This is a genomic window from Pseudomonas reinekei (assembly GCF_001945365.1).
Classification (GTDB): Bacteria; Pseudomonadota; Gammaproteobacteria; order Pseudomonadales; family Pseudomonadaceae; genus Aquipseudomonas; species Aquipseudomonas reinekei.
On the sequence record NZ_MSTQ01000008.1, the window covers coordinates 1 to 22357 of the forward strand.

Consider the following 22357-nt stretch of genomic DNA (forward strand, 5'->3'; position numbering starts at 1 on the left):
TCGACCTGGTCGACAACCGATAATTTAAAAGTCAGTGTGTAATCACGCTGACTGCGCTTCGTGCCCGTATCCATTGCACCTTCCTGAAAAGAAGTCAGAAGGTGTAAACCTTATTCAGGACGGGACAGATGCAATGAAAAAGCCGCCTCTCGAGGCGGCTTTTTCGTACACGGCGTTTCAGGTTTTAAGGTGCAAGACAAACGCCCCGACCAGCACCAGCACGACCCCCAGCACCTGCACTTTCCCCAGCCGTTCCTTGAAAAAAACATACCCCAGGATCGCCGCAATCCCGCCTGACAAGGTGCTGATCACCGTCACCACCGACACCGAGCCGGCCACCGCGCCCCAGGCAAACGATGAAAAACCGCCGAGGTTCATCAGGCTCGCACCGGTCAGTGTCAGGCAGTTTTTCAGCGGGGGGATTTTCAGACCGTCATCGATCCTTAGAACCATCGCCACGAGCACGATAAGGCCCACCAGATACGCCAGCCAGAGCATGGTCACCGGCCCGAGGGTCGGCAGTACAAAATGCCCTTGCAGCCAAAAACTGGTGCCGTAGAACACCGCCGCCAGCAACGCATAGGCAATGGAGCTGCTGTTTTGGGTGGTGTGCGGGAGTTTTGGGTCGGAATGAATGCTAGAGAGCACCACGCCCAGTACGCACAGCGCGATACACAGCAACTGAAGCAGGCTGATCTGCTCACCGCCGGCCCAGGACAGTAATGTGGTTACCACGCCGTAGGACGTCACCAGCGGCGCCACAATGGAGGCTTTTCCAAGGGCGAAGGCCTTGGACAAGGCCAGCGCGCCAGACACGGTCAGCACGGCGGCAGCGACGCCGATCAACCAGACATCAAGCGGTGCAGCCATCGACCGCAGAATGAACATGGGGAAGGCGATCAGCAGCAGGCTCATGATGGCAAAGCCCAGTGCCTGACCGAAATAAACGGCGCGTTTGACGCCTACAGCGCGGGCGTTCAAGCCCACCAGAAAATCCGTGCCGCCCCATAACAAGGCAGCCAGCAAGCCCATCAGTACGTCCATGTAATGTCCTTATCGTGATGCACCGGGGGCGTTACGGGCGTTCCAGCTCCTCCGTGTCCCAGCGCTGGGCCTTGATAGCCCGGTAGAGCATGCCGATGGTTAGTGGCACCTTCGCGCCGCGTCCCTTGGCTTTTCGCTTTAGATTCACATCGTAGCCGTCGGGCTGGAAATAGCGATAGCTGTCGAAGTCCACGAAGTCGATGGTGAAGTGTTCTTCCAGGGTTTCGATCAAGTGTTGTGCGTCGGCACCGTTGCAGCCGAGGTCGAAATTGATCGAGGTGCTGAGGCTGATGGTTTTGCGCTCGGGGAAGCCGAGTTCTTCATGCAGGAGCTGGATGAGTTGATGGAGGGCTGGGTCGTCGGGGAGGTTGGGGGCGAGGTTCATTGCATAGGCTCCGCTAATCGAAATGCAGGCGCCATATTGTCCTGCTCGCGTTTTGATAGGCCCAATGCCCCTGCTAGCGTGGCGCGCCAACTGAGGCATCGTCACCATCAACGCGATCCCTGCGACGGGGAAATTGGAGAGTGCGCCATTTTATCGACCCTGATTTCTCAAAGAAATGCATGCTAGCTGCCATTATTCCGGCTGTTTAGTGTTGAAACAGCCGGAATAATTTCACTTCGGCGCGTTGACTGAATAGCGTCAGACTGGCGCTTTCCAGTTGAGCATGCGTTGGTGGGCGACTTTGAGCAGGTCGCAGCCGTCCTGGGTTAGCAGGTAGAGCGCGTGGGTGATGCGCGGGATGTCTTCGATGTCGCCGTCGAGGAAGCTTTGGCAGTGCAGGGTTCGGAGCAGATCGCTGGACGCGCGGATGCGCTGGAAAGCGGATTCGAGGATGTCTTGGGGGTTGGCTTCTGTGTCGATAATTAGCGGGGTGGTGTCGGTGAGGTTGGTTTGGAGTGGGCGGTAGCGATTTGGAAACGGATTCAATTTATTCATTTTATGTATTCTCAAATGCATCGGATGAACCGCTTTCATCGTGACCAAGCGATGGAGGCGGACTGTGTTCGGGTTGGTCAACCGGAGGAATACATAAGACCGGCACGCCATAAGGCGTCCCAAACACAGCCACCATATAGCGTGCAGACACTTGAGGTGCCGGCAGCTTACAACGGATGCGATTATGTATTCCATCGAGTGACCAAACCCGAGCCGCTGATTGGGCAGCGACAGTCCGGACTATAGGTTTGAGTCACCGGTTGGCGATAGCCGACAAGGTGCCTTCTTTTGTAGGACGTTGCCGAAGCTTTGATAGGGCGTTGCTGACGGACTTATCCACATGGCACCGCATTATCGTTCATCGCTGGCAAGCCAGCTCCCACAGGGAAATGGTGTGGGACTTAGCCGGTGAGTTTCGGCAGGCGCTGCCGGGCGATGTCGAGCAGGTCGTTGCCGTCCTGGGTCAGCAGGTACAAGGCGCTGACGATGTTGGGGATGTCGCTGGTGTCGGCCTGTTTGAAGCACAGGCAATACAGGGTTTCGAGCAGGTCGCTGGCGGCGCGGATGCGTTGGCGGGCGGCGTCGAGGATTTCGAAGGGGTCGGCTTCGGTGTCGATGACCAGTACCGGGGTTTCGCTGTAGCTGGATTTGAGCGGGCGGTAGCGGTCGGTCAGTGGGTCGGGGCTGTTCATCAAGGGGAGTCCTGTGCGAAATCGGCAAGTGTGCCCGGCAGGCCGAGACACTGTTTTCAGCCACGCCGCAGACTATAGAAGGGCGTGGTGTTGTGGGACAAGACGGCTGAGGTCGACAGGTTTTGTAGGGTTTTTGAGGGGGGTTGAGGAAAGGGACTACGCGGTGGTTGATGGTTCTTCAGACGTTGTAGGTTATTTCGGGTTTTGCGGTGACTGGGCTGGACCCATCGCTAGCAGGCTAGCTCCCACAGGGGATTGGTGGGCACCGAAAATCCAGTGTGGGAGCTAGCCTGCTAGCGATAGCAATCTGACGGTCGCTACATCCCTCAAGTCTTCCAAGCCATCCGCTGTATCATCCCGTATCGTTTTACCCCCCGACCTTTTCTCGACTCGCTGCGTTCGCCGGCTAGGCTTTGCTCATCGCAGCGGTCAACGGAGTGACAGCTTATGCACAACACCCTGGAACAGGTTTTCGGTTATCCACAGTTTCGACCCGGTCAGGAGAAAACCGTCAGCGCCGTGCTGGCGGGGCGTTCGGCGGCGGCGATTTTTCCCACCGGTTCCGGCAAGTCCCTGTGCTATCAGTTATCGGCCGTGCTGCTGCCGCACCTGACGCTGGTGGTTTCGCCGTTGCTGGCATTGATGCAGGATCAGCTGGCGTTCCTGCAACGTCATGGCATTGCGGCGGGCAGTATCGATTCGGCCCAGAGCCGCGATGACGCCAGCGATGTGATGGCCCGTGCCAGGTCCGGCGAGTTGAAGATCCTGATGATCTCGGTGGAGCGCCTGAAGAACGAGCGTTTCCGCAACTTCCTGCAGCAGGTGCCGATTTCGTTGCTGGTGGTGGACGAGGCCCATTGCATCTCGGAATGGGGCCACAACTTTCGCCCCGATTACCTCAAGCTGCCGGACTACCAACACCAGTTCAACATCCCGCAAGTCTTGCTGCTGACGGCTACCGCGACACCCAAGGTCATCGTCGACATGCAGACGAAATTCGCCATCGCGCCCGATGACGTGGTGACCACAGGGTTCTATCGGCCGAACCTCAATCTGTGGGTGGAACCGGTGCGCGGTCCGGACAAGCGCCGACGTCTTGTTGAGTGGATGAGTGAGCGTCCCGACCAGCCGAGTATCGTCTACGTCACCCTGCAGAAAACCGCCGAGCACATTGCCGAGCATCTGCAACGCCACGGCATTCAGGCCGAGGCCTATCACGCCGGTTTGCCCCATGACCAACGTGACGGTATCCAGAAACGCTTCATGGGCGGGCAGTCCAATTGCATCGTCGCGACCATCGCCTTCGGCATGGGTATCGACAAGAGCGACATTCGCAACGTGGTGCACTTCGACCTGCCCAAATCCATCGAAAACTACAGCCAGGAAATCGGCCGCGCCGGGCGTGACGGGCAGCCATCGGATTGCCTGGTGCTGGCCAACCGCGACAGCCTCAACGTGCTGGAAAATTTTGTGTACGGCGATACCCCTGAGCTCGACGGTATCCGCCATGTTGTCGACGAGTTGCAAGCGTGTGCGCCGCAAGGGGAGTGGGAGTTTCTGTTGGGACCGTTGGCGTATAACAGCAACATTCGCCAGCTGCCGCTCAAGACGTTGCTGGTGCAACTGGAGCTGCGTGGAATCATTGCCCCGCGCTACGCCTACTACGCTGAGTACCGTTTCAAATACCTGGAGGAACCCGAGGCGTTGCTGGCCCGTTTCGAAGGCGAGCGCAAGGATTTCGTCGCGGCGATCATCCAGACGTCCAAGCGTGCACGGAGCTGGGCCACCGTTAATTTCGACGCGCTGTACGAGCAACATCAGGCCGAGCGCAACCGAGTGGTCAAGGCGCTGGATTATTTCCAGGAGAAGGGCTGGGTTGAGCTTGAAAGCAAGTTGATGACCGAGGTCTATACGCTGCTGAAAACGGATTTTGACCCGCAGACACTCAGCGCTGAACTTCACGCCGGTTTCACCCGGCACGAACAAACCGAGATCGCGCGAATCCACGCGATGCTGGATTTGTTTGCCACCGACCGTTGCCTGGGTTTTCGATTGGCCGAGTATTTCGGCGACAGCAACGCCCCGCAGCAGTGTGGGCATTGCTCGGTGTGTCATGGCCAGGTTGCACGGCTCCCGGCACCACCGGCGTTGCCGGCGCTTGTGGATAAGCACTTCGAGGCGCTGTGCGACGGATTTATCCACAGGCATGAGCAGCACACTGGCAGCGTGCCCTCGGCCGAGCGAGTGACGCGGTTTCTGTGCGGGATCAGCGTGCCGCTGTTCACCAAGCTCAAGGCGCGGGCCATTCCGGGGTTTGCGGTGCTGGAGGATTATCCGTATGCCGAGGTTCGGGAGTGGGCTGAGCAGCATCTGGCAGGTTGATTACTGCTCCCACAGGAATTTACGGCGCATCCATCCGCTGAATGTCGCTCATCACAGGAATAAATTTCAAAAATGCGCGGTGGCTGACTATGGTGAGGGCTGTCTTTGGATCGCCAACAAGAGAACAAGAGATGAGCCAGACACCGTTCAACATTCAGCGCGCCGCCGTGATCGGCGCGGGCACCATGGGCCGTGGCATTGTCATGTGCCTGGCCAACGCCGGCGTGGCGGTGCAATGGGTCGATAACAATCCGCAGATGCTTGAGCAGGCTCTGGTTGCCGTGGCCGACACCTACGCCCACAGCGTGCGACAGGCGCGTATTGATCAGGCCGAGGCCGACGCCCGCATCGCCCGAATCACGGCAGCGGCCAATTATGCGGCCATCCGTGACGTCGACCTGGTGATCGAAGCGGTGTACGAAAACCTCGAACTCAAGCAGTCAATCTTCCGCGAACTGGATGGCCTGCTCAAACCTGAAGCGATTCTGGCGAGCAACACTTCAGCGCTGGACATCGACGCCATCGCTGCCGTTACAAGCCGTGCGCAACAAGTCCTGGGCCTGCACTTTTTCAGCCCGGCGCACATCATGAAACTGCTCGAAATCGTCCGTGGCGCCCAGACGGCTCCGGCGGTAATTGAGGCAGCCCTGGCGCTGGGCAAGCGCATGGGCAAGGTCAGTGTGGTGGCGGGCAACTGCGACGGATTTATCGGCAACCGCATGCTCAATACCTATGTACTCGAAGCACGCAAAATGTTGCTGGAGGGCGCTTATCCGTATCAGGTGGATGCGGCGCTGCAAGGTTTCGGTTTCGCCATGGGGCCGTTCCGCATGTTTGACGTAGTGGGTGTCGACCTGCAGTGGCGCGCCCGGCAACTGTCGGGCGTGGGGCAGGATGCGCCAGAGGTGCAGGTGGATAACCGGCTGTGTGAATTGGGCCGTTTCGGCCAGAAGAGCGGCAACGGTTTTTACCACTATGAGCCGGGCAGTCGACAGGCTGAGCACGATCCGCAGGTCGATGCGCTGGTGCTGGAGGTCAGCGAAAAGCTGGGGTTCCATCGCCGTGAGATCAGCACGGAGGAAATCCTCGAGCGCTGCTTGCTGGCGCTGGTCAACGAGGGCGCGAAGATCCTGCAGGAAGGGATCGCCGGATCGGCCCACGACATCGATCTGGTGTACCTCAACGGCTACGGGTTCCCGGCGGACAAGGGCGGGCCGATGGCCTGGGCGGATCAGCAGGGGCTGGCGGACATTCACCAGCGTTTGTTGGCGTTGGAGACGCGCCAGGGTGATCACTGGAGTCCGGCGCGGTTGATCGGGGAGTTGGCGGCGGTGGGTAAGGGATTCGCGGACCAGTAGACTCCACTCGAAATCATGAAAGGAGCCCATTGATGACCCAACGCAGCGAATACCCGCACTGCCAGCCCATCACCACGCGCTGGCATGATAACGACGCCTACGGCCACGTCAACAACGTGACCTACTACAGCTTCTTCGACACAGCGGTAAACACTTACCTGATCGAAGTCGGTGGTCTTGATATCCATGACGGCGAGGTGGTGGGGTTTGTGGTGAGCTCAGCTTGCGATTACTTCGCTTCCATCGCGTTCCCGGACCGGATCGAGATCGGTTTGCGGGTCGGCAAGCTGGGTAACAGCTCGGTGCAGTACGAGTTGGCGGTGTTCAAGCAGGGAGAGGACGAGGCCTGTGCAGCGGGGCGCTTTGTGCATGTGTTTGTCGACCGCGCTTCAAATCAGCCGGTGGCGATTCCGCCCGGCTTGCGCGAGGCCCTGGAACGTTTGGTGGTGTAAGGCGGGCAAAAAAAATCGCAGCCCTCGGGCTGCGATTTTTTCACTGCTCAGTGAGCCTGTTACGGCCTCAATGACGGTGGCGGTAGTATTTCTTGTGATGCTTGCGATGGCCATAGTGGTGTCCACGGTCATGATGGCCGTCACGGTAGTAGCGACGGTCGCGACGACGATCATCGTCGTCATCATCATCGCTCTTATTGCCCATGTAGTTACCCAGCGCGCCACCGGCGCCGCCGCCGGCTGCGGAGCCGATCAGGCTGCCGGTGGTGCCGCCCATGCTGCGGCCAACCACGTTACCGCCTGCTGCGCCCAACGCACCACCGATGGCGGCTTCGCCACGGCTGCGTTTGTCTGCGCCAACTGCGCTACCACCCGCGCCGCCCAGGGCCGCGCCGATGGTGGAACCTGTATTGCCGCCAATCGATTGGCCGACGACCGAGCCCAAAACCCCGCCCAATGCGCCGCCCACACCTGCTTCGGTGGTGCCGCCAGCAGAAGCGATGCCACTGACCAGGCCAAGGGACAACAAGAGAATCGAGGAGAACTTCATAGAGGAACCTCAAGGGGATGACGGCGCGATCCTGAGGCTGTGTCAGAGGTGTGACAATCGAAATCCGACGAGTAACACGACTTCAGCACATTTCTATAAGTTGCTGTTTTTTGGGCGGAACTTAACGATTTTTCGCCGGTCTTTTATTACTTCGCAAAGGCTGTTTTCGTTAGAAAACGGCCTTTTTTGTGGGCGATTGGAAAGTTTTCGTCAAGGCTGAAACATGCGTTCAATCCGTCTATCGCCATCGCGAGCAAGCTCGCTCTACAGGGATTTATATCGAACACAAATGATGTGGCCAACAAAAAATTCTGTAGGAGCAAGCTTGCTCGCGATGGGGCCAGAACTAACGATGCATTACGCCGACCTGGCCATGATCAACCCGGTCTCACTCGCCGCTTCCAAGCGGATCGCCACGAACTTCGATGTCGGCGTATGGCTGCCGTCCCCGGTGCTTTCCAGCGGCACCAGCGGGTTCACTTCCGGGTAGTACGCCGCCGCTTGACCCGCCGGAATGTCAAACGCCAGCAGCGTGAAGCCTTTCACCCGTCGCTCAATGCCATCGTCCCACAGCGAAACGATGTCGGCCTTTTGTCCCGGCTTGAAGCCCAGGCGAATGATGTCGGCTTCGTTGACGAACAGCACATCACGCTGCCCCTTCACGCCGCGATAACGATCGTTAAGGCCATAAATGGTGGTGTTGTACTGATCGTGGGAGCGCATCGACTGCATGATCAGGTCCGGCAACACGCCCGTGGAACGGGTGCGTTCGTGTACCAGATCCTTGGGCAAAAGGTTCGGCTTGAAATTGGCCCGGCCCGATGCGGTGTTCCACTTGCGCGCACCGGCGCTGTTGCCGAGGTAGAAGCCGCCCGGGTTCTTGATCTTCTCGTTGAAGTCTTTGAAGTTCGGAACGGTGTCGGCGATCAGCTCGCGAATGCGGCGGTAGTCGCCCACCAGCCAGTGCCAGTCCACCGGATGGCTGCCCAGCGTCGCAGCGGCGATCCCGGCGAGGATCGCAGGCTCAGAGCGCATCTGATTCGACAGCGGCTCCAGTTGACCGTTGGACGCATGCACCATGCTGAACGAGTCTTCGACGGTCACCGCTTGCGGGCCTTCGGTCTGCCGGTCGATGTCGGTACGGCCAAGGCACGGCAGGATCAGCGCGTCTTTGCCATGAGCCAAATGGCTGCGGTTGAGCTTGGTGCTGATCTGCACGGTCAGGTCGCAATTGCTCAGGGCCTGGAAGGTCCGTGTGCTGTCCGGGGTGGCCTGGGCGAAGTTGCCGCCCAGGGCGATGAACACTTTCGCCCGGCCTTCAGCCATGGCGTGGATCGCCTCGACCACGTTGTGGCCATTTTTACGCGGCACCTTGAACTGGAAGCGCCGCTCCAGCGCATCGAGGAACGCCACCGGCGGACGTTCGTTGATGCCCATGGTCCGGTCGCCCTGCACGTTACTGTGGCCGCGCACCGGGCACAGGCCCGCGCCCGGTCGGCCGATGTTGCCGCGCAGCAGCATCAGGTTGGCGATTTCCTGGATGGTCGCCACCGAGTGGCGGTGCTGGGTGATGCCCATCGCCCAGCACATGATGACGTTCTTGCCCTTGGCGTACATCCGCGCCGCTTGTTCGATTTCGACGAGGGGCAGGCCGGACTGCTCGACGATTTGTTCCCACGGCGTGCCGTCGATGACCGCCAGGTAATCCAGCACGTTGACGCTGTGTTCGTTGAGGAAGTCGTGATCGAACACCGCCGGGGCGCCAGCCTCCTGGGCGTCGCGCTCCCATTGCAGCAGAAACTTGGCCATGCCGCGCATGATCGCCATGTCACCGCCCAGTGCCGGGCGGAAGTACGCAGTGTTGGTCGCTTTGAAACCGTTGGTGAGCATTTCGATCGGGTGCTGCGGATGCTGGAAACGTTCCAGGCCGCGCTCCTTCAGCGGGTTGATGCACACCACTTGCGCGCCGCGCTTCACCGCTTCACGCAGCGGTTCGAGCATCCGCGGGTGGTTGGTGCCGGGGTTCTGGCCCCAGACGAAAATCGCATCGGCGTGTTCGAAGTCATCGAAGGTCACGGTGCCTTTGCCGACACCGACGCTTTGCGACAACGCGACACCGCTGGCCTCGTGGCACATGTTCGAGCAGTCAGGGAAATTGTTGGTGCCATAGGCGCGCACAAACAGTTGATAGAGAAACGCCGCCTCGTTGCTGGCGCGACCCGAGGTATAGAACTCGGCCTGATCCGGGCTCGACAAGCCTTTCAGGTGTTTGGCGATCAGTGCAAACGCGTCGTCCCAACTGATGGGTTGGTAGCGATCGGTTTCGGCGTTGTAGCTCAACGGCTCGGTCAGGCGGCCCTGGTATTCGAGCCAGTAGTCGCTCTGCTCCAGCAGCGACGTGACGCTGTGCCTGGCGAAAAACTTGCCGTCGACCCGGCGTTTGGTCGCTTCCCAGTTCACCGCTTTGGCGCCGTTCTCGCAGAAGGCCACCATGCCTGCTTCATTGGAATCGCCCCAGGCGCAACCCGGGCAGTCGAAACCGCCGTTCTTGTTGGTCTTGAGCATCATGCGCAGGTTTTTCAGCGCGTTGTCGCTGGTGAGCCAGGCCTGGGCGACGCTGATCAGTGCGCCCCAACCACCGGCCGGACCTTTGTAGGGTTTGTAGCGAGGAACAGGTGTCTGGTCGGCTTGACGGTGTTGACTCACGCTTGATTCTCCAAAGCCGGGCTGTAGACCCGTGGCGCATTTTTCTGTGGAAGGTGGATGAGGTTGAGGTTGTGGCGACGGGCCCATTGCACGGCAAGGCCCGTAGGCGACGACAGGCTGACCAGGGTCTGGATGCCGGCGCGCAAGACTTTCTGGATCAATTCGAGGCTGCAACGGCTGGTGACGATCGCCAGCCCGCCTGCGGTCGAGATGTTTTGGCGGACCAGGCCGCCGATCAATTTGTCGAGGGCGTTGTGCCGGCCAATGTCTTCACGGCCGAGCAACAATTGGCCTTGGTCATTCATGAACACCGCCGCATGCACCGCACCGCAGTGCTGACCCAGCGGCTGGAACGCGCCGATGCGTTGGCGCAGGCCGTCGAGCCACTCGGCGGGCGGCAGCGGGGCACCGGGCAGGACATTGAGGTCTGGCAGCGCCTGTTCGACCGCTTCCACGCCGCAGAGCCCGCAACCGCTGGTGCCGGCCAGTTGCCGACGCTGTTGCTTGAGGTTCCAGAACGCGCGATTGGCGATGGTCACTTGCGCGTATTGTGCTGACCCTGAACCGCTCAGTTGCAGGTCATAAATATCCGTGGCGTCCGCGATGATGCCGCTGCCCAGGCTGAAGCCGACGATGAAGTCTTCAAGGTCGGTAGGCGTCACCAGCATCACGGCCTGGCTGATGCCGTTATAGGCAATGGCCAGCGCGACTTCCTCGGCCAGCGCGGTGCTGTCCGATTCCGAATATTCGAGGTTGCTGTAGCGGTACGTCTGGCTGGCGGCGGGCGCGGGCGTTTCGAGGGCGGGCGCCGCGCAGGAGGGGCGCTTGACGTTCATGGCATCACCGACGGATTGATCAGCTTTAAGACTAGGCGCGGCAAGTTGTCGCGTCTAATCGCTATTACTGATCTACCGATAGATGCTGTCGATCAAGCGCCCGTCAGCGATTGTTGATAAATCGCGAAACAGGCTTCCGCCAGCGCCGAGCGCGGTGCGCTGCGACGCATGATCAACCCCAGCCGGCCTAGCGTTTGGGCGTTTTCGATCGGTTGCAGGCGCAAGTGTTCGGTGAGCCCTTCGAGACCGCCCTCCAACGGCATCACGGCGCAACACAGGCCGCCGTGCACGGCTTGTAACAGTTGATGCACGGCATCGGTTTGCAACAAGGGCTGCGGAGTGAGGCCACGGCTGTGAAAATTGTGATCGATGGACTGACGGAAGTGCATGCCGCTGGTGAGCATGCCCAGCGGCAGCTCGATCACCGATTCCCAACTCAAGGGCGCCTCGCCAAAGCTGAAGAAGCGCTGATCGTAGAGCAGGCCCATGCGGGTTTCGCTGAAGGTCAGCGAGTCGAAGTGTTCGCCGTCCAGACGCTCCAGGTAGGAAACCCCGAGATCGATACGGTTGTTCGCCAGTTGTTCGAGGATCTGTTCGGAGCTGAGCGCCGACAGCTCGAAGCGCAGGTTCGGGTGTTCGGCGTGCAGGCGTTGCAGCAGTGGCAGCGGATCGAAGCTCGACAGCGGCACCACACCCAAACGCAGGGTGCCGACCAGATTGCCGCGACAGGCCGCCGCCTCTGCGTACAGGCCGTCGTAGGCGGCCAGCACGGTGCGCGCCCAGGCGAGCACGCGTTCGCCCGGCGCGGTGAAACCCTCGAAGCGTTGCCCGCGATTGACCAGTGGCAGGTCGAGCTCTTCTTCAAGGCTGCGCAGGCGCATGGACAGCGTCGGCTGGGTGATGTGGCAGCGCGCGGCGGCTTGCCCGAAGTGCCGGGTTTCGTCGAGAGCGATGAGGAATTTCAGCTGCTTGATGTCCATCTTCGCTCCAGAGGTCGGGAAGGTTTGGATTCTATCGCAAGCGGGGTCATTGGTCGGGTTGGATTCGCAAGTGTCGGTGGTGGTCTAGGCTTTTGCGTCTGGAACCCCAATCCCAAGGAGAGTGCACCATGAGTCTTTTGAGTTTTGTGAAAGAGGCGGGCGAAAAGTTGCTGGACTTGCTGACTCCGGGCAACGCCAATGCCAGTGAGCAGTTGAAGGAGCACATCAGCAAAGTCGGCCTGGGTAATCCGAATGTGCAGGCGACGGTTGATGGCGACAAAGTGACCGTGACGGGTGAGGTGGGAAGCCAGGAAGAGAAAGAGAAAATCCTGCTGGCTGTGGGCAACATTGCCGGTGTCGGCAGCGTGGATGATCAGATTACGGTGACCGGGCCAGTAGTCGCGGCTGCGCGTTTTGTTGTCGTGAAGAAAGGCGACACGCTCAGCGCCATATCGTTGGCCGTGTATGGCAGCGCCAACCAGTACAACAAGATCTTTGAAGCCAACAAACCGATGTTGTCGCATCCGGACAAGATCTATCCGGGGCAGACATTGCGGATTCCTGAGTAATCTTCAAGACCGCCTTCGCGAGCAAGCTCGCTCCCACAGTGGTCTTCGGTGTGCTCACAATCGCGTGAGCATCACTGAACTCTTGGGAGCGAGCTTGCTCGCGATCGAAGTCAACCCGGTCTAAAGCCCTGCAATCAAATCCCGATAATCCCCCACCGCCGCAAACTCGGCCGTGTCCTTCGGCCCTTTGCGACTGTCCGGTTCACGCACCGCCAACAAATACGCCACACCAAAATCCCGCGCGCTGCGCAAAATCGGCAACGTGTCGTCGATGAACAGGCTGCGCGCCGGGTCGAAGTCGATGTCCGCCTGCAAAGCATCCCAGAACTGCGGGTTTTCCTTGGGGAAACCGTAATCGTGGGAACTGATCAAGCGCTCGAAGTATGGCGCCAGTTCGATTTTTTCCAGTTTCAATGACAAAGAATCGCGGTGTGCGTTGGTGATCAGCACCACGCGTTTTCCGGCCTGTTTGATCGCCGCCAGAAAGGTGTCGGCATCCGGGCGAAGCGCGATCAGATGAGCGGTTTCCAGTTTCAGATCGCGGACCGGCAGCTTCAGCTCGGCGCTCCAGAAATCCAGGCAGTACCACTGCAACTGGCCGGCATTGCGTTCGAACAACGGTTGCAACTCCAGCTCGGCCATGGCCCGGCTCACGCCGTGAAGGTCTGCATAACGCTGGGGCAAATGTTCCAGCCAGAAATGGTTATCGTAATGCAGGTCCAGCAGCGTGCCATCCATATCCAGCAGAACGGTGTCGATGTCGCGCCAGGGCAGCAGGGACATAAAAAACTTCTCCAGCGGTAAAGAAGATATCCGAGGTAAACAATCAGGATAGGCCGGGTATAGTAACGCGTTCACGCCAAGGAGCCGCTCATGCGCCAGAAACCCACCATCCTCGCCCGCGAGATTGTCGCCACCAGCCGTTTATTCTGCGTCGAAGAGCTGAAACTGCGCTTTTCCAATGGCGTGGAACGCACCTATGAGCGCTTGGTCGGCAAAGGCGCAGGTTATGGCGCTGTGATGATCGTGGCAATGCTCGATGCCGATCACGCGGTGCTGGTCGAGGAGTATTGCGGGGGCACCGACGCATACGAGTTGTCATTGCCAAAAGGCCTGATCGAGCCCGGCGAAGACGTGCTGGCGGCGGCGGAGCGCGAGCTCAAGGAAGAAGCCGGGTTTGGCGCGCGGCAATTGGAGCATTTGACCGAGTTGTCGTTGTCGCCCGGTTACATGAGCCAGAAAATCCAGGTGGTGCTGGCCACCGATCTCTACGAAGAGCGCCTGGAGGGAGACGAGCCAGAGCCGATGGGCCTGGGCAAAGTCAACCTGCGCGAGTTGTCGGCGCTGGCGCAAAACCCGCAATTCACCGAGGGCCGTGCCTTGGCGGCGCTGTATCTGGCCCGTGATCTGCTGACTCAGCGTGGGGTGTTCCTGCCATGAATTTCCCGCATCCCTTGATGGCACCCGTGGTTGAACTGGCCTTGAAGGCCGGCGAAGCGATCCTGCCGTTCTGGCGTACCGGCACAGCGGTGACGGCCAAATCGGATGACTCGCCTGTCACGGCCGCAGACCTGGCGGCTCATCATCTGATACTGGCGGGGCTGACGGCGCTGGACCCAGGCATTCCGGTGCTGTCCGAAGAAGACGCCGACATTCCCCAGAGCGTGCGTGCCGGATGGCAGCGCTGGTGGCTGGTCGATCCGCTGGATGGCACCAAGGAGTTCATCTCGGGCAGTGAAGAATTCACCGTCAATATTGCACTGATCGAAAACGGCCAGGTGGTGTTCGGCGTGGTGTCGATGCCGACCAATGGGCGTTTCTATGTCGGCGGTGCCGGGCTCGGCGCATGGCGTGGCGATCAAGGTGGTACGCCGGTGGCGATTCAGGTGCGGGATGCGTTGGCGCCTGGTCAGTCGTTCACCGTGGTTGCCAGTCGCCGCCATTCCAGCCCGGAGCAGGAGCGCTTGTTGGCCGGATTGAGTGCCAGCCTTGGCGAGCTGCAACTGGCCAATATCGGCAGTTCGCTGAAGTTCTGTTTGTTGGCCGAAGGCGCAGCGGATTGTTATCCACGTTTGGCGCCGACTTCGCAGTGGGACACGGCGGCGGCGCAGGGTGTGCTCGAAGGCGCGGGCGGAGTGGTGCTGGATTTGAGTGGCGCGCCGTTCTGTTATCCGGCGCGGGAGTCGCTGTTGAATGCGTTCTTTTTGGCGTTGCCGGCGAAGGCGGCGTGGCGCGAACAACTATTGGAACTTGCCAACCTGTAGGAGCCGGCTTGCTGGCGATTCATGCAACGCGGTGTGTCTGAAGTACCGCGTCGTATTAATCGCCAGCAAGCCGGCTCCTACAGTGATCGTTCTCACGCGGAGCATGGGAACGATCTAGCGGTGGAGAACGTACTGCCCGGTAAACCTCACCGCATCCTCATCACGGCCTTCATTGACGACCCGCGTATGCAGGGTCAATCGCGCTCGGCTGTAGCGCTGGAACGTGCTTAGGAATTTCTTCCAGATCACCGGATCCGGCGCCTGGCAGATCGCGTTGGCGTCGCCGGTTACCGGCAGCGGATAGCTGATCTGTCCTTCCTGAATCACGATGTGCCCGTCGGTGATGCCTTCTTCCTTCAAGCGTAAATGCAGCCAGCCCCAACCCGCCAGCACCGCGCCGCAATACAGACTGCCACCGAACATGGTGCTCTTGTGGTTGACGTTGGCGTCCAGCGGCAGGTGCAGGCGCAGTTGCTGGTCGTGCCAGTCGAGCACCTTGAGGCCCATGTCCCGGGTGAGGGGGATGTCGTGGTGGAGGACCGATTCCAGTTGACGACTTTCGCGGCTCATTCAGGACCTCTTGTTGGCAGTTGATGATGGGACGGCGGCTCAATCGAGGTCGTCGGTGTGGCTGGCGGCACCGCTGTCGGCGAAGCTCAGCCCGTGTTTGCGCAGTTTGTCGTGCAAGGTCTTGCGCGGGATGCCAAGGGCCTCGGCGACGCTGCGCACCGAACTGTGCGAGCGTGCCAGTTCAGCGGCAATCAGGCTTTTCTCGAAGTTTTCCACCTGCTCGCTCAGCCCGCCGCTGATCTGTTCCATCACCGTGCCGGCAGCGCCTTGCGCCTCGTTGTTATCCAGCGCCAGTTCCAGGCCGAGGGCAAAGCGCTCGGCAGCGTTTTGCAGTTCGCGCACATTGCCCGGCCAGGTGTGGCGCAGCAGCAGCGCGCGTTGCCCCGGTTGCAATTCGTGAGGTGGCAAGCCGTGGCGGGCGCTGGCTTCATCGGCGAAGTGCTGGAACAGCACCAGCGCATCTTCGCCACGCTCGCGCAAGGGTGGAATGCGCAGTGGCGCGACGTTCAAGCGGTAATACAAGTCAGCGCGGAAGCGGCCCTGATCAGCGGACTGTCGCAGGTCTTCCTTGGTGGCGGCAATGATGCGGATGTCCAGCGGGATCAGTTGATTGCCGCCCAGGCGTTCGACCACACGTTCTTGCAGCAAGCGCAGCAGTTTCACCTGCACATCCAGGCTCATGCTTTCGATTTCATCAAGGAACAACGTGCCGCCGTTGGCGAATTCGAACTTGCCGATGCGGCGCTTTTGCGCGCCGGTGAAAGCCCCGGGTTCATGGCCGAACAGTTCGCTTTCAACCACTGATTCGGCCAGCGCTCCGGCGTTGATCGCCACGAACGGACCGTTGCGCCGGCTGGATAAATCATGCAGCGCTCGCGCGACGACTTCCTTGCCGGCGCCGGTTTCGCCGAGGATCAGCACGTCAGCCTTGGTTGCCGCTAACGCGCCGATCTGCTCCCGCAGGCGCAACATCGACGACGACTGCCCGACCAGACGGGTGCTCAGTTGATTGCGGTCGCTCAGGGCCAGACGCAGGCTGCGGTTATCCAGCACCAGGCGACGCAGGGCCAGGGCACGGCGCACGGTGTCGAGCAGGGCATCGCTGGCGAAGGGTTTTTCGAGAAAGTCATAAGCCCCGGCGCGCATGGCTTGCACCGCCAGCGGCACATCGCCGTGACCGGTAATCAGCAGCACCGGCAGCTCCGGGTCCTGGGCGTGCAGTTCAGTCAACAGTTCGAGACCGTCCATGCCCGGCATGCGAATGTCGCTGACCACCACACCGGGCCAGTCACGCTCCAACTGCCCGACCAGGCCCTTGGCTTCGGCCAGCGGCAGAATTTTCAGGCCGGCCAGATCGAGGGTCTGGCTCAAGGCCTGGCGCAGGTGGGGATCGTCGTCGATCAATACGACCTGAATGCGATTGTCGATGGTCATGCACTTCGGTCCTCGGACGGTTGCAGGCTCACACCCGGTGCGCCTGCGCGTAGCTTCAGGGTAATCAGCGCGCCGCCCTCCTTGTGGTTGGCGAACGACAGTTCACCACCGAAGGCGCGCATCAGGGTCTCGCAAATCGCCAGCCCCAAGCCAAGCCCCTGGGTGCGGGTCTTGGTGGTGTAGAAGGGCTCGCTGGCGCGACCCAGGGCTTCCATGCAAAAGCCGGGGCCGTTGTCGCGAATGTACAGGTTGACGCCATCGGCGGTGGTTTGGGCACTCAGCCAGAGTTTGCGTGGCGGGCCTTTTTCCGTGAGGGCATCGAGGGCGTTGGCCAGCAGGTTGCCAAGCACTTGGCGCAAGCGGGTTTCGCCGGCCTCGACCCACAACGTCGCGGCCGGCAGGTCGCGGATCAACTCGACGTCCATGCTGCGCCGACGCTTGGCCAGCAGGGCCAGGGCATCGTCCAGCGCCGGTTGCAGGGCGACGCTTTCCGGGGCGTGGCGATCGCGACGGGCGAAGGCCCGCAAGTGAGCGATGATCGACGCCATGCGCCCGGTCAGTTCGCTGATCAGCTTGAGGTTGCCGCGAGCGTCGTCGGTGCGTTGGTGGTCGAGCAGCACTTCGGCGTTTTCCGCATAGCTGCGGATGGCCGCCAACGGTTGATTGAGTTCGTGGCTGATGCTCGCCGACATGGTGCCCAACGCCGAGAGCTTGCCAGCCTGCACCAGATCATCCTGGGCGCGTACAAGGTCTTGTTGAGCCTGCTCGCGTTCCAGCACTTCCTGTTTGAGTCGACGGTTGAGGCCTTCCAGGTCGCTGGTCCGTTCGGCCACCCGGCCTTCCAGTTCACGTCGGGCCTTGGCTTCGAAGGCGATACGCTCCAGGTAATGACGACGCCGCTGCATCATCAGGCCGAGCAACAGCATGACCACCAACAGCGTGGCGCCACCGATGGCGACCACGGTCCGTACCGGGCGATCGATCAGGGTGCGCGGAGCGAGGATGCTGACGTTCCAGCCGGTTTCCGCGATCGGTTGGGTCTGGGTCAGCCAGGCGTTCGGATTGAGCTTCAACGGCCGCGGATCGCGGGTCGGGTAGGGCTGGATTGCGCTGATCGCCTTGCGCTCATCCACGCTCAGCGGTCGGGTCGCGCGAAAGCGCCATTCCGGCCGCGAAGTGAGAATGACCACGCCGTTGTGATCGGTCAGCAGCAGTTGCTCCGGGGTTTTGCCCCAGAGACTTTCGGTGTGGTCGAGGTCGACCTTGACCACCAGCACACCGGTGATTTTCTCGCCATTGCGCACTGCTGCGGCGAAGAAGTAGCCGCGTTTGGCCGAGGTGGTGCCCAGCCCGAAGAAGCGTCCCAGGCGTCCGGCCATGGCTTCGCTGAAGTACGGGCGGAAGGAGAAATTGCGGCCGACGAAACTGTCGTGCTTGTCCCAGTTGGACGCTGCCAGTGTCTTGCCTGTGGTGTCCATCAGGTACATGACTTCGGCGCCGGTCTGGGTGCTGATGTTTTTCAGCAAACGGTTGGCGTTGCCCTGGGTGACACTGTCGTCCGGCGCTCCGAGCACGGCGCGCAGGGCCGGCAGGTCGCCAAGAATCTGCGGCAACACTTCATAGCGGTGCAAGGTGCCCAACAGGTTGGCGACGTAGAGGTCGAGGGTCTGGCGGTTCTGCCCGGCCAGTTCGCTGCGGTAGTAGCGTTCGGCCAAATGCTCGAGCGGCCACAACAACGGCGCCAGGCACAGTGCGAGTAGGGCCAGGCTGCGCCAGCGGGGTCTGCGGGGGAGGGTCGGAGTCATGAGCATCGAACGCCTGTGGATATCGACGCATTATGCCTAGGCAAAGACGTCGGCGTCCTTGAAGAGTGCAGCGTCCTGATCCCGGGCCGACAGTTGCGGTGCGCTGTCCAGCGTCCAGTCGATGGCCAGGTCCGGATCGTCCCAACGGATGCTGCGTTCGGCGGTCGGGTTGTAATAGTCGGTGACCTTGTACAGGCACTCGGCAAATTCGCTCAACGCCACCAGACCGTGGGCGAAGCCTTCGGGAATCCACAGTTGGCGGCGGTTTTCGGCGGACAATCGCACGGCGGTCCATTTGCCGAAGTGGGGCGAGCTACGCCGGATGTCCACGGCCACGTCGAGCATTTCGCCAGCGATCACGCGGACCAGTTTGCCCTGGGTGTTTTGCAGCTGGTAATGCAAGCCGCGAAGCACGCCTTTCTTGGAGCGGGAATGGTTGTCCTGGACAAATGTCGGGGCCAGCCCCGTTGCTTGCTGGAAAGCCCGGGCATTGAAACTTTCGAAAAAAAAGCCGCGCTCATCCCCCATGACGGTGGGTTCAAAGACCAGCACGCCGGGCAGGTCGGTGGTGACGGCTTTCATGGCGTTCTCCAGCAGTGGGTGTAATGCCCGACATTCTTGCGCATGGGGCCGTTCGAAGCGAGGGGTGGGGGTTGCGTATCGTCCCAAGCAATGGCGATATAGGCGCCTAATAAAATTTCCGAGGTTGTTGTATGCCGCTCGCCACGTTGATTCATCGCGCCAGTTTGCCCAGCCCGCAAGTGTCTGCGGAGCAAGCACTTGAGCTGTTGCAGGAGCATTACGGACTGAGCGGCAGATTGCAGGCCCTGGGCAGCCAGCAGGACCTCAACTACCGTGTCGACAGCGAACAGGGGTGGTTTGTCCTGAAAATCTGTCGCGGTGACTACTCGGCCCTGGAACTGCAGGCCCAGCATGCCGGGCTCAAGCATTTGGCGGCGCACCCTGATGTGCACGTGCCTCGGGTGATCGCGGCGAAGAACGGCGCGGACCTGCTCTCGTTGAGTGTCGCCGGCCAAACGGTCCATCTGCGCCTGCTGGATTACATCGAAGGCCAGTCGCTGACGCACCTCGAGTACTTCAACCCCACGGTGGTGGCCGGTTTCGGTCGCTTGTGCGGCGAGATGGACCTGGCGCTGGCGGATTTCGACCATCCCGGGCTTGAGCGCACGCTGCAATGGGACGCGCGCCATGCGCAGGCCCTGATCGCGCATTTGTTGCCGGTCATTCAGGACGACAACCAGCGCCGGCTGATCGCCGAAGCCGCCGAACAGGCGCAACGCCATCTGCAACCTTTGGAAAGCAAGCTGCCGGTGCAAGCCATCCACATGGACATCACCGACGACAACGTGGTGTGGCAGCGTGATGCCCAGCGCCATTGGCAGTTGCAAGGGGTGATCGATTTCGGCGATCTGATACGCACCTGGCGCATCACCGATTTGTCGGTGACCTGCGCGGCGCTGTTGCATCACGGTGAAGGTGATCCGTTCTGCATTCTGCCAGCGGTGCAGGCGTATCACGCGGTGAATCCGCTGACCCATGAGGAATTGCTGGCGCTGTGGCCGCTGATCGTTGCCCGTGCCGCGGTGTTGGTGCTCAGCGGCGAGCAGCAGGTCAGCATCGATCCGGGCAACACCTACAGCCGCGATAACCTGAGCCACGAGTGGGAGATTTTCCGCGTGGCGACCTCGGTGCCGCTGGCGCTGATGGAAGCTGCAATCCTGACGGCGGTTGGCCAGAGCCTGCCGGACATTGGCAGCGAAGGTTTTGCACCGTTGTTGCCGAGTCTGGTCGGACGGGAATTTGCCTTGATCGACCTGGGCGTTCTCAGCCCGCACTTCGAGGCCGGTAACTGGGAGCAGGAGGGCACCGATCAGCGATTGCTCGATGAAGCCGCCGCCCTTCACGGTTTGGCGGCCAGTCGTTATGGGCAATACCGGTTGTCCCGCACCCGGCCGGACAGCGCCACCGAACCGGACACGTGCCCGTTGCACGTCGAATTGCGGGTGCCCGCGGGCACGACGGTCGAGGCGCCATTTGCCGGCGTGGTTCACCAGCCGTTGCAAGGCGTGCTGCAACTCGATGGTCCGCAACTGAGCGTGCGGCTCTGGGGTGTCACGCCGTCCCTGCATGCCGGTGCGGCGCTGGTCAAAGGCCAGGTGCTGGGCGCGGTCAGTGGTCCGCTGATCGTGCAGTTGTGCCGAGGCTCTTCGTTCAGTGCACCGTTGTTTTGCAGCCCGTCGCGAGCGGCGGCCTGGCAAGCGTTGTGCCCGTCACCGGCCGCGTTGCTGGGGCTGGCCTGTGATGCCGAACAAGAGCTCGACTCGCAGACCCTGTTGGCCCGGCGTGACGCCAGTTTCGCCCGCACGCAAAAACACTATTACGTCGACCCGCCGCGTATCGAGCGTGGCTGGCGCAATCACCTGATCGACATGCAGGGCCGCTCATACCTCGACATGCTCAACAACGTCGCGGTGCTGGGTCACGGTCATCCGCGCATGGCGGCAGTCGCCAGCCGCCAGTGGTCGCTACTGAACACCAACTCGCGGTTCAACTACGCCGCCGTGGCCGAGTTTTCCGAGCGTTTGCTGAAACTGGCGCCGGACTCCATGGACCGCGTGTTCCTGGTCAACAGCGGCAGCGAGGCCAACGACCTGGCGATCCGCTTGGCGTGGGCCTACAGCGGCGGGCGCGACATGCTCAGCGTGCTTGAGGCCTATCACGGCTGGACCGTGGGCGCGGACGCGGTATCGACGTCGATTGCCGACAACCCCAAAGCCTTGAGCAGCCGCCCGGACTGGGTGCATCCGGTGACCGCCCCGAACACTTATCGCGGTGAATTCCGTGGCCCGGACAGCGCGCCTGATTACGTGCGCAGCGTTGAACACAACCTGGCAAAAATCGCCGAACAGAAACGCCAATTGGCCGGTTTCATTTGCGAGCCGGTGTATGGCAATGCCGGTGGCATCTCGCTGCCGCCAGGTTATTTGCAGCAGGTGTACGCCCTGGTTCGCGCTCAGGGCGGTGTATGTATCGCCGACGAAGTGCAGGTCGGTTACGGGCGCATGGGCCATTTCTTCTGGGGGTTCGAAGAGCAGGGCGTGGTGCCGGACATCATCACCATGGCCAAAGGCATGGGCAACGGCCAGCCACTGGGCGCCGTGATCACACGCCGGGAAATCGCCGAAGCGCTGGAGGCCGAGGGCTATTTCTTCTCGTCGGCTGGCGGCAGTCCGGTCAGTTGCCAGGTCGGCATGGCCGTGCTGGATGTGATGGAAGAAGAAAAGCTCTGGGAAAACGCCCAGGTCGTTGGCGGCTATTTCAAGGAGCGCCTTGAAGCGCTGATCGATATTCATCCGTTGGTCGGTGCGGTGCATGGCTCCGGGTTTTATCTGGGCGTCGAGTTGATCCGCAACCGCGACACCCTGGAGCCGGCCACCGAAGAAACCACGGCGCTGTGCGATCGCTTGCGTGAACTGGGAATTTTCATGCAGCCGACCGGTGATTTCCTCAACGTGCTGAAAATCAAACCGCCGATGGTGACCTCGCGCCAGAGTGTGGATTTCTTTGTGGATATGCTCTCGAAGGTACTCGGGGAAAATCTCTAAACGCTTCCCCCAGTGGGAGCGAGCCTGCTCGCGAATTTGGTCGCACATGCACCAGTCATGTTGACTGATCCACCGCTTTCGCGAGCAGGCTCGCTCCCACAGGATGGCGATTTAATTCGATTGTTATCGGTAATAAGTGCGAAAATTTA

20 protein-coding genes are annotated in these 22357 nt (G+C 60.8%); 7 read left to right on the forward strand and 13 right to left on the reverse strand.

All coding sequences use genetic code 11. The features are described from left to right. Nucleotides 1–177 precede the first annotated feature (177 nt). The 4 genes from BVK86_RS14780 to BVK86_RS14795 form a co-directional block, all read right to left on the reverse strand. On the reverse strand, nucleotides 178–1032 hold the full coding sequence (locus tag BVK86_RS14780) for a DMT family transporter (protein WP_075947332.1): 855 nt from the start codon (nucleotides 1030–1032) through the stop codon (nucleotides 178–180). Between the two features lie 43 nt (nucleotides 1033–1075). Next, nucleotides 1076–1429: a DUF1493 family protein gene (locus tag BVK86_RS14785; RefSeq protein ID WP_075947134.1), complete on the reverse strand. Its 354-nt coding sequence runs from the start codon at nucleotides 1427–1429 to the stop codon at nucleotides 1076–1078. Between the two features lie 258 nt (nucleotides 1430–1687). Continuing rightward, entirely contained in the window at nucleotides 1688–1984 is a 297-nt protein-coding gene (locus tag BVK86_RS14790; RefSeq protein WP_075947135.1) for a hypothetical protein, read from the reverse strand. Between the two features lie 401 nt (nucleotides 1985–2385). Further along, nucleotides 2386–2676, reverse strand: a complete 291-nt coding sequence (locus BVK86_RS14795) for a hypothetical protein (RefSeq protein ID WP_075947136.1) — start codon at nucleotides 2674–2676, stop codon at nucleotides 2386–2388. Between the two features lie 447 nt (nucleotides 2677–3123). Between BVK86_RS14795 and BVK86_RS14800 the strand changes: the two genes are divergently transcribed. The 3 genes from BVK86_RS14800 to BVK86_RS14810 all read left to right on the forward strand — a co-directional run bounded on the left by BVK86_RS14800 (nucleotide 3124) and on the right by BVK86_RS14810 (nucleotide 6868). After that, nucleotides 3124–5058: a RecQ family ATP-dependent DNA helicase gene (locus tag BVK86_RS14800; RefSeq protein ID WP_075947137.1), complete on the forward strand. Its 1935-nt coding sequence runs from the start codon at nucleotides 3124–3126 to the stop codon at nucleotides 5056–5058. A gap of 131 nt (nucleotides 5059–5189) precedes the next feature. Beyond that, entirely contained in the window at nucleotides 5190–6416 is a 1227-nt protein-coding gene (locus BVK86_RS14805) for a 3-hydroxyacyl-CoA dehydrogenase (RefSeq protein WP_075947138.1), read from the forward strand. A 32-nt stretch (nucleotides 6417–6448) separates the two neighbouring features. After that, nucleotides 6449–6868 (forward strand): acyl-CoA thioesterase, encoded by a 420-nt coding sequence (locus BVK86_RS14810; RefSeq protein WP_075947139.1) that lies wholly within the window; start codon nucleotides 6449–6451, stop codon nucleotides 6866–6868. 67 nt (nucleotides 6869–6935) lie between these two features. Here the strand turns inward: BVK86_RS14810 and BVK86_RS14815 are convergent, their stop codons facing one another. The 4 genes from BVK86_RS14815 to BVK86_RS14830 form a co-directional block, all read right to left on the reverse strand. Next, a complete protein-coding gene (locus BVK86_RS14815; protein ID WP_075947140.1) occupies nucleotides 6936–7418 on the reverse strand; it encodes a glycine zipper domain-containing protein in 483 nt (160 codons plus the stop codon). Nucleotides 7419–7775: 357 nt separating this feature from the next. Then, nucleotides 7776–10124, reverse strand: coding sequence for an FdhF/YdeP family oxidoreductase (locus tag BVK86_RS14820; protein WP_075947141.1), 2349 nt, complete (start codon nucleotides 10122–10124; stop codon nucleotides 7776–7778). Continuing rightward, a complete protein-coding gene (fdhD, locus tag BVK86_RS14825; protein ID WP_075947142.1) occupies nucleotides 10121–10960 on the reverse strand; it encodes a formate dehydrogenase accessory sulfurtransferase FdhD in 840 nt (279 codons plus the stop codon). The genes BVK86_RS14820 and fdhD overlap by 4 nt, the downstream gene beginning before the upstream one ends. 92 nt (nucleotides 10961–11052) lie before the next feature. Beyond that, a complete protein-coding gene (locus tag BVK86_RS14830; RefSeq protein ID WP_075947143.1) occupies nucleotides 11053–11940 on the reverse strand; it encodes a LysR family transcriptional regulator in 888 nt (295 codons plus the stop codon). 128 nt (nucleotides 11941–12068) lie between these two features. Between BVK86_RS14830 and lysM the strand changes: the two genes are divergently transcribed. After that, entirely contained in the window at nucleotides 12069–12509 is a 441-nt protein-coding gene (gene lysM, locus BVK86_RS14835; protein ID WP_075947144.1) for a peptidoglycan-binding protein LysM, read from the forward strand. A gap of 120 nt (nucleotides 12510–12629) precedes the next feature. On the opposite strand, the gene yrfG is transcribed toward lysM, so the two are convergent. Beyond that, entirely contained in the window at nucleotides 12630–13292 is a 663-nt protein-coding gene (yrfG, locus tag BVK86_RS14840; RefSeq protein ID WP_075947145.1) for a GMP/IMP nucleotidase, read from the reverse strand. Nucleotides 13293–13382: 90 nt separating this feature from the next. Between yrfG and nudE the strand changes: the two genes are divergently transcribed. Both nudE and cysQ read left to right on the forward strand, forming a co-directional pair. Next, the gene (gene nudE, locus BVK86_RS14845; RefSeq protein WP_034148495.1) at nucleotides 13383–13949 is read left to right on the forward strand and encodes an ADP compounds hydrolase NudE; all 567 of its coding nucleotides are present in this window, start codon (nucleotides 13383–13385) and stop codon (nucleotides 13947–13949) included. Then, nucleotides 13946–14773: a 3'(2'),5'-bisphosphate nucleotidase CysQ gene (cysQ, locus tag BVK86_RS14850; protein ID WP_075947146.1), complete on the forward strand. Its 828-nt coding sequence runs from the start codon at nucleotides 13946–13948 to the stop codon at nucleotides 14771–14773. The genes nudE and cysQ overlap by 4 nt, the downstream gene beginning before the upstream one ends. A 114-nt stretch (nucleotides 14774–14887) precedes the next feature. Here the strand turns inward: cysQ and BVK86_RS14855 are convergent, their stop codons facing one another. The 4 genes from BVK86_RS14855 to rfbC are packed head-to-tail and all read right to left on the reverse strand — an operon-like array spanning nucleotide 14888 to nucleotide 19164. After that, nucleotides 14888–15343 carry a thioesterase domain-containing protein gene (locus tag BVK86_RS14855; protein WP_075947147.1) on the reverse strand — a complete coding sequence of 152 codons (456 nt, stop codon included), beginning with the start codon at nucleotides 15341–15343 and terminating at the stop codon, nucleotides 14888–14890. A gap of 39 nt (nucleotides 15344–15382) precedes the next feature. Beyond that, a complete protein-coding gene (locus BVK86_RS14860; RefSeq protein ID WP_075947148.1) occupies nucleotides 15383–16777 on the reverse strand; it encodes a sigma-54-dependent transcriptional regulator in 1395 nt (464 codons plus the stop codon). Continuing rightward, nucleotides 16774–18582: a sensor histidine kinase gene (locus BVK86_RS14865; protein ID WP_075947333.1), complete on the reverse strand. Its 1809-nt coding sequence runs from the start codon at nucleotides 18580–18582 to the stop codon at nucleotides 16774–16776. Before BVK86_RS14865 ends, BVK86_RS14860 begins: the two co-directional genes overlap by 4 nt. A 36-nt stretch (nucleotides 18583–18618) precedes the next feature. After that, on the reverse strand, nucleotides 18619–19164 hold the full coding sequence (rfbC, locus tag BVK86_RS14870; RefSeq protein ID WP_075947149.1) for a dTDP-4-dehydrorhamnose 3,5-epimerase: 546 nt from the start codon (nucleotides 19162–19164) through the stop codon (nucleotides 18619–18621). Nucleotides 19165–19295: 131 nt separating this feature from the next. On the opposite strand from rfbC, the gene BVK86_RS14875 reads away from it, so the two are divergent. Next, nucleotides 19296–22208: an aminotransferase gene (locus tag BVK86_RS14875; protein ID WP_075947150.1), complete on the forward strand. Its 2913-nt coding sequence runs from the start codon at nucleotides 19296–19298 to the stop codon at nucleotides 22206–22208. Nucleotides 22209–22357 lie beyond the last annotated feature (149 nt).

Coding starts and splice junctions, on each gene's coding strand:
- BVK86_RS14780 (WP_075947332.1), bottom strand. CDS start 1,032: ATGGGCTTGCTGGCTGCCTTGTTATGGGGCGGCACGGATTTTCTGGTG.
- BVK86_RS14785 (WP_075947134.1), bottom strand. CDS start 1,429: ATGAACCTCGCCCCCAACCTCCCCGACGACCCAGCCCTCCATCAACTC.
- BVK86_RS14790 (WP_075947135.1), bottom strand. CDS start 1,984: ATGAATAAATTGAATCCGTTTCCAAATCGCTACCGCCCACTCCAAACC.
- BVK86_RS14795 (WP_075947136.1), bottom strand. CDS start 2,676: ATGAACAGCCCCGACCCACTGACCGACCGCTACCGCCCGCTCAAATCC.
- BVK86_RS14800 (WP_075947137.1), top strand. CDS start 3,124: ATGCACAACACCCTGGAACAGGTTTTCGGTTATCCACAGTTTCGACCC.
- BVK86_RS14805 (WP_075947138.1), top strand. CDS start 5,190: ATGAGCCAGACACCGTTCAACATTCAGCGCGCCGCCGTGATCGGCGCG.
- BVK86_RS14810 (WP_075947139.1), top strand. CDS start 6,449: ATGACCCAACGCAGCGAATACCCGCACTGCCAGCCCATCACCACGCGC.
- BVK86_RS14815 (WP_075947140.1), bottom strand. CDS start 7,418: ATGAAGTTCTCCTCGATTCTCTTGTTGTCCCTTGGCCTGGTCAGTGGC.
- fdhD (WP_075947142.1), bottom strand. CDS start 10,960: ATGAACGTCAAGCGCCCCTCCTGCGCGGCGCCCGCCCTCGAAACGCCC.
- BVK86_RS14830 (WP_075947143.1), bottom strand. CDS start 11,940: ATGGACATCAAGCAGCTGAAATTCCTCATCGCTCTCGACGAAACCCGG.
- lysM (WP_075947144.1), top strand. CDS start 12,069: ATGAGTCTTTTGAGTTTTGTGAAAGAGGCGGGCGAAAAGTTGCTGGAC.
- yrfG (WP_075947145.1), bottom strand. CDS start 13,292: ATGTCCCTGCTGCCCTGGCGCGACATCGACACCGTTCTGCTGGATATG.
- nudE (WP_034148495.1), top strand. CDS start 13,383: ATGCGCCAGAAACCCACCATCCTCGCCCGCGAGATTGTCGCCACCAGC.
- cysQ (WP_075947146.1), top strand. CDS start 13,946: ATGAATTTCCCGCATCCCTTGATGGCACCCGTGGTTGAACTGGCCTTG.
- BVK86_RS14855 (WP_075947147.1), bottom strand. CDS start 15,343: ATGAGCCGCGAAAGTCGTCAACTGGAATCGGTCCTCCACCACGACATC.
- BVK86_RS14860 (WP_075947148.1), bottom strand. CDS start 16,777: ATGACCATCGACAATCGCATTCAGGTCGTATTGATCGACGACGATCCC.
- BVK86_RS14865 (WP_075947333.1), bottom strand. CDS start 18,582: ATGACTCCGACCCTCCCCCGCAGACCCCGCTGGCGCAGCCTGGCCCTA.
- rfbC (WP_075947149.1), bottom strand. CDS start 19,164: ATGAAAGCCGTCACCACCGACCTGCCCGGCGTGCTGGTCTTTGAACCC.
- BVK86_RS14875 (WP_075947150.1), top strand. CDS start 19,296: ATGCCGCTCGCCACGTTGATTCATCGCGCCAGTTTGCCCAGCCCGCAA.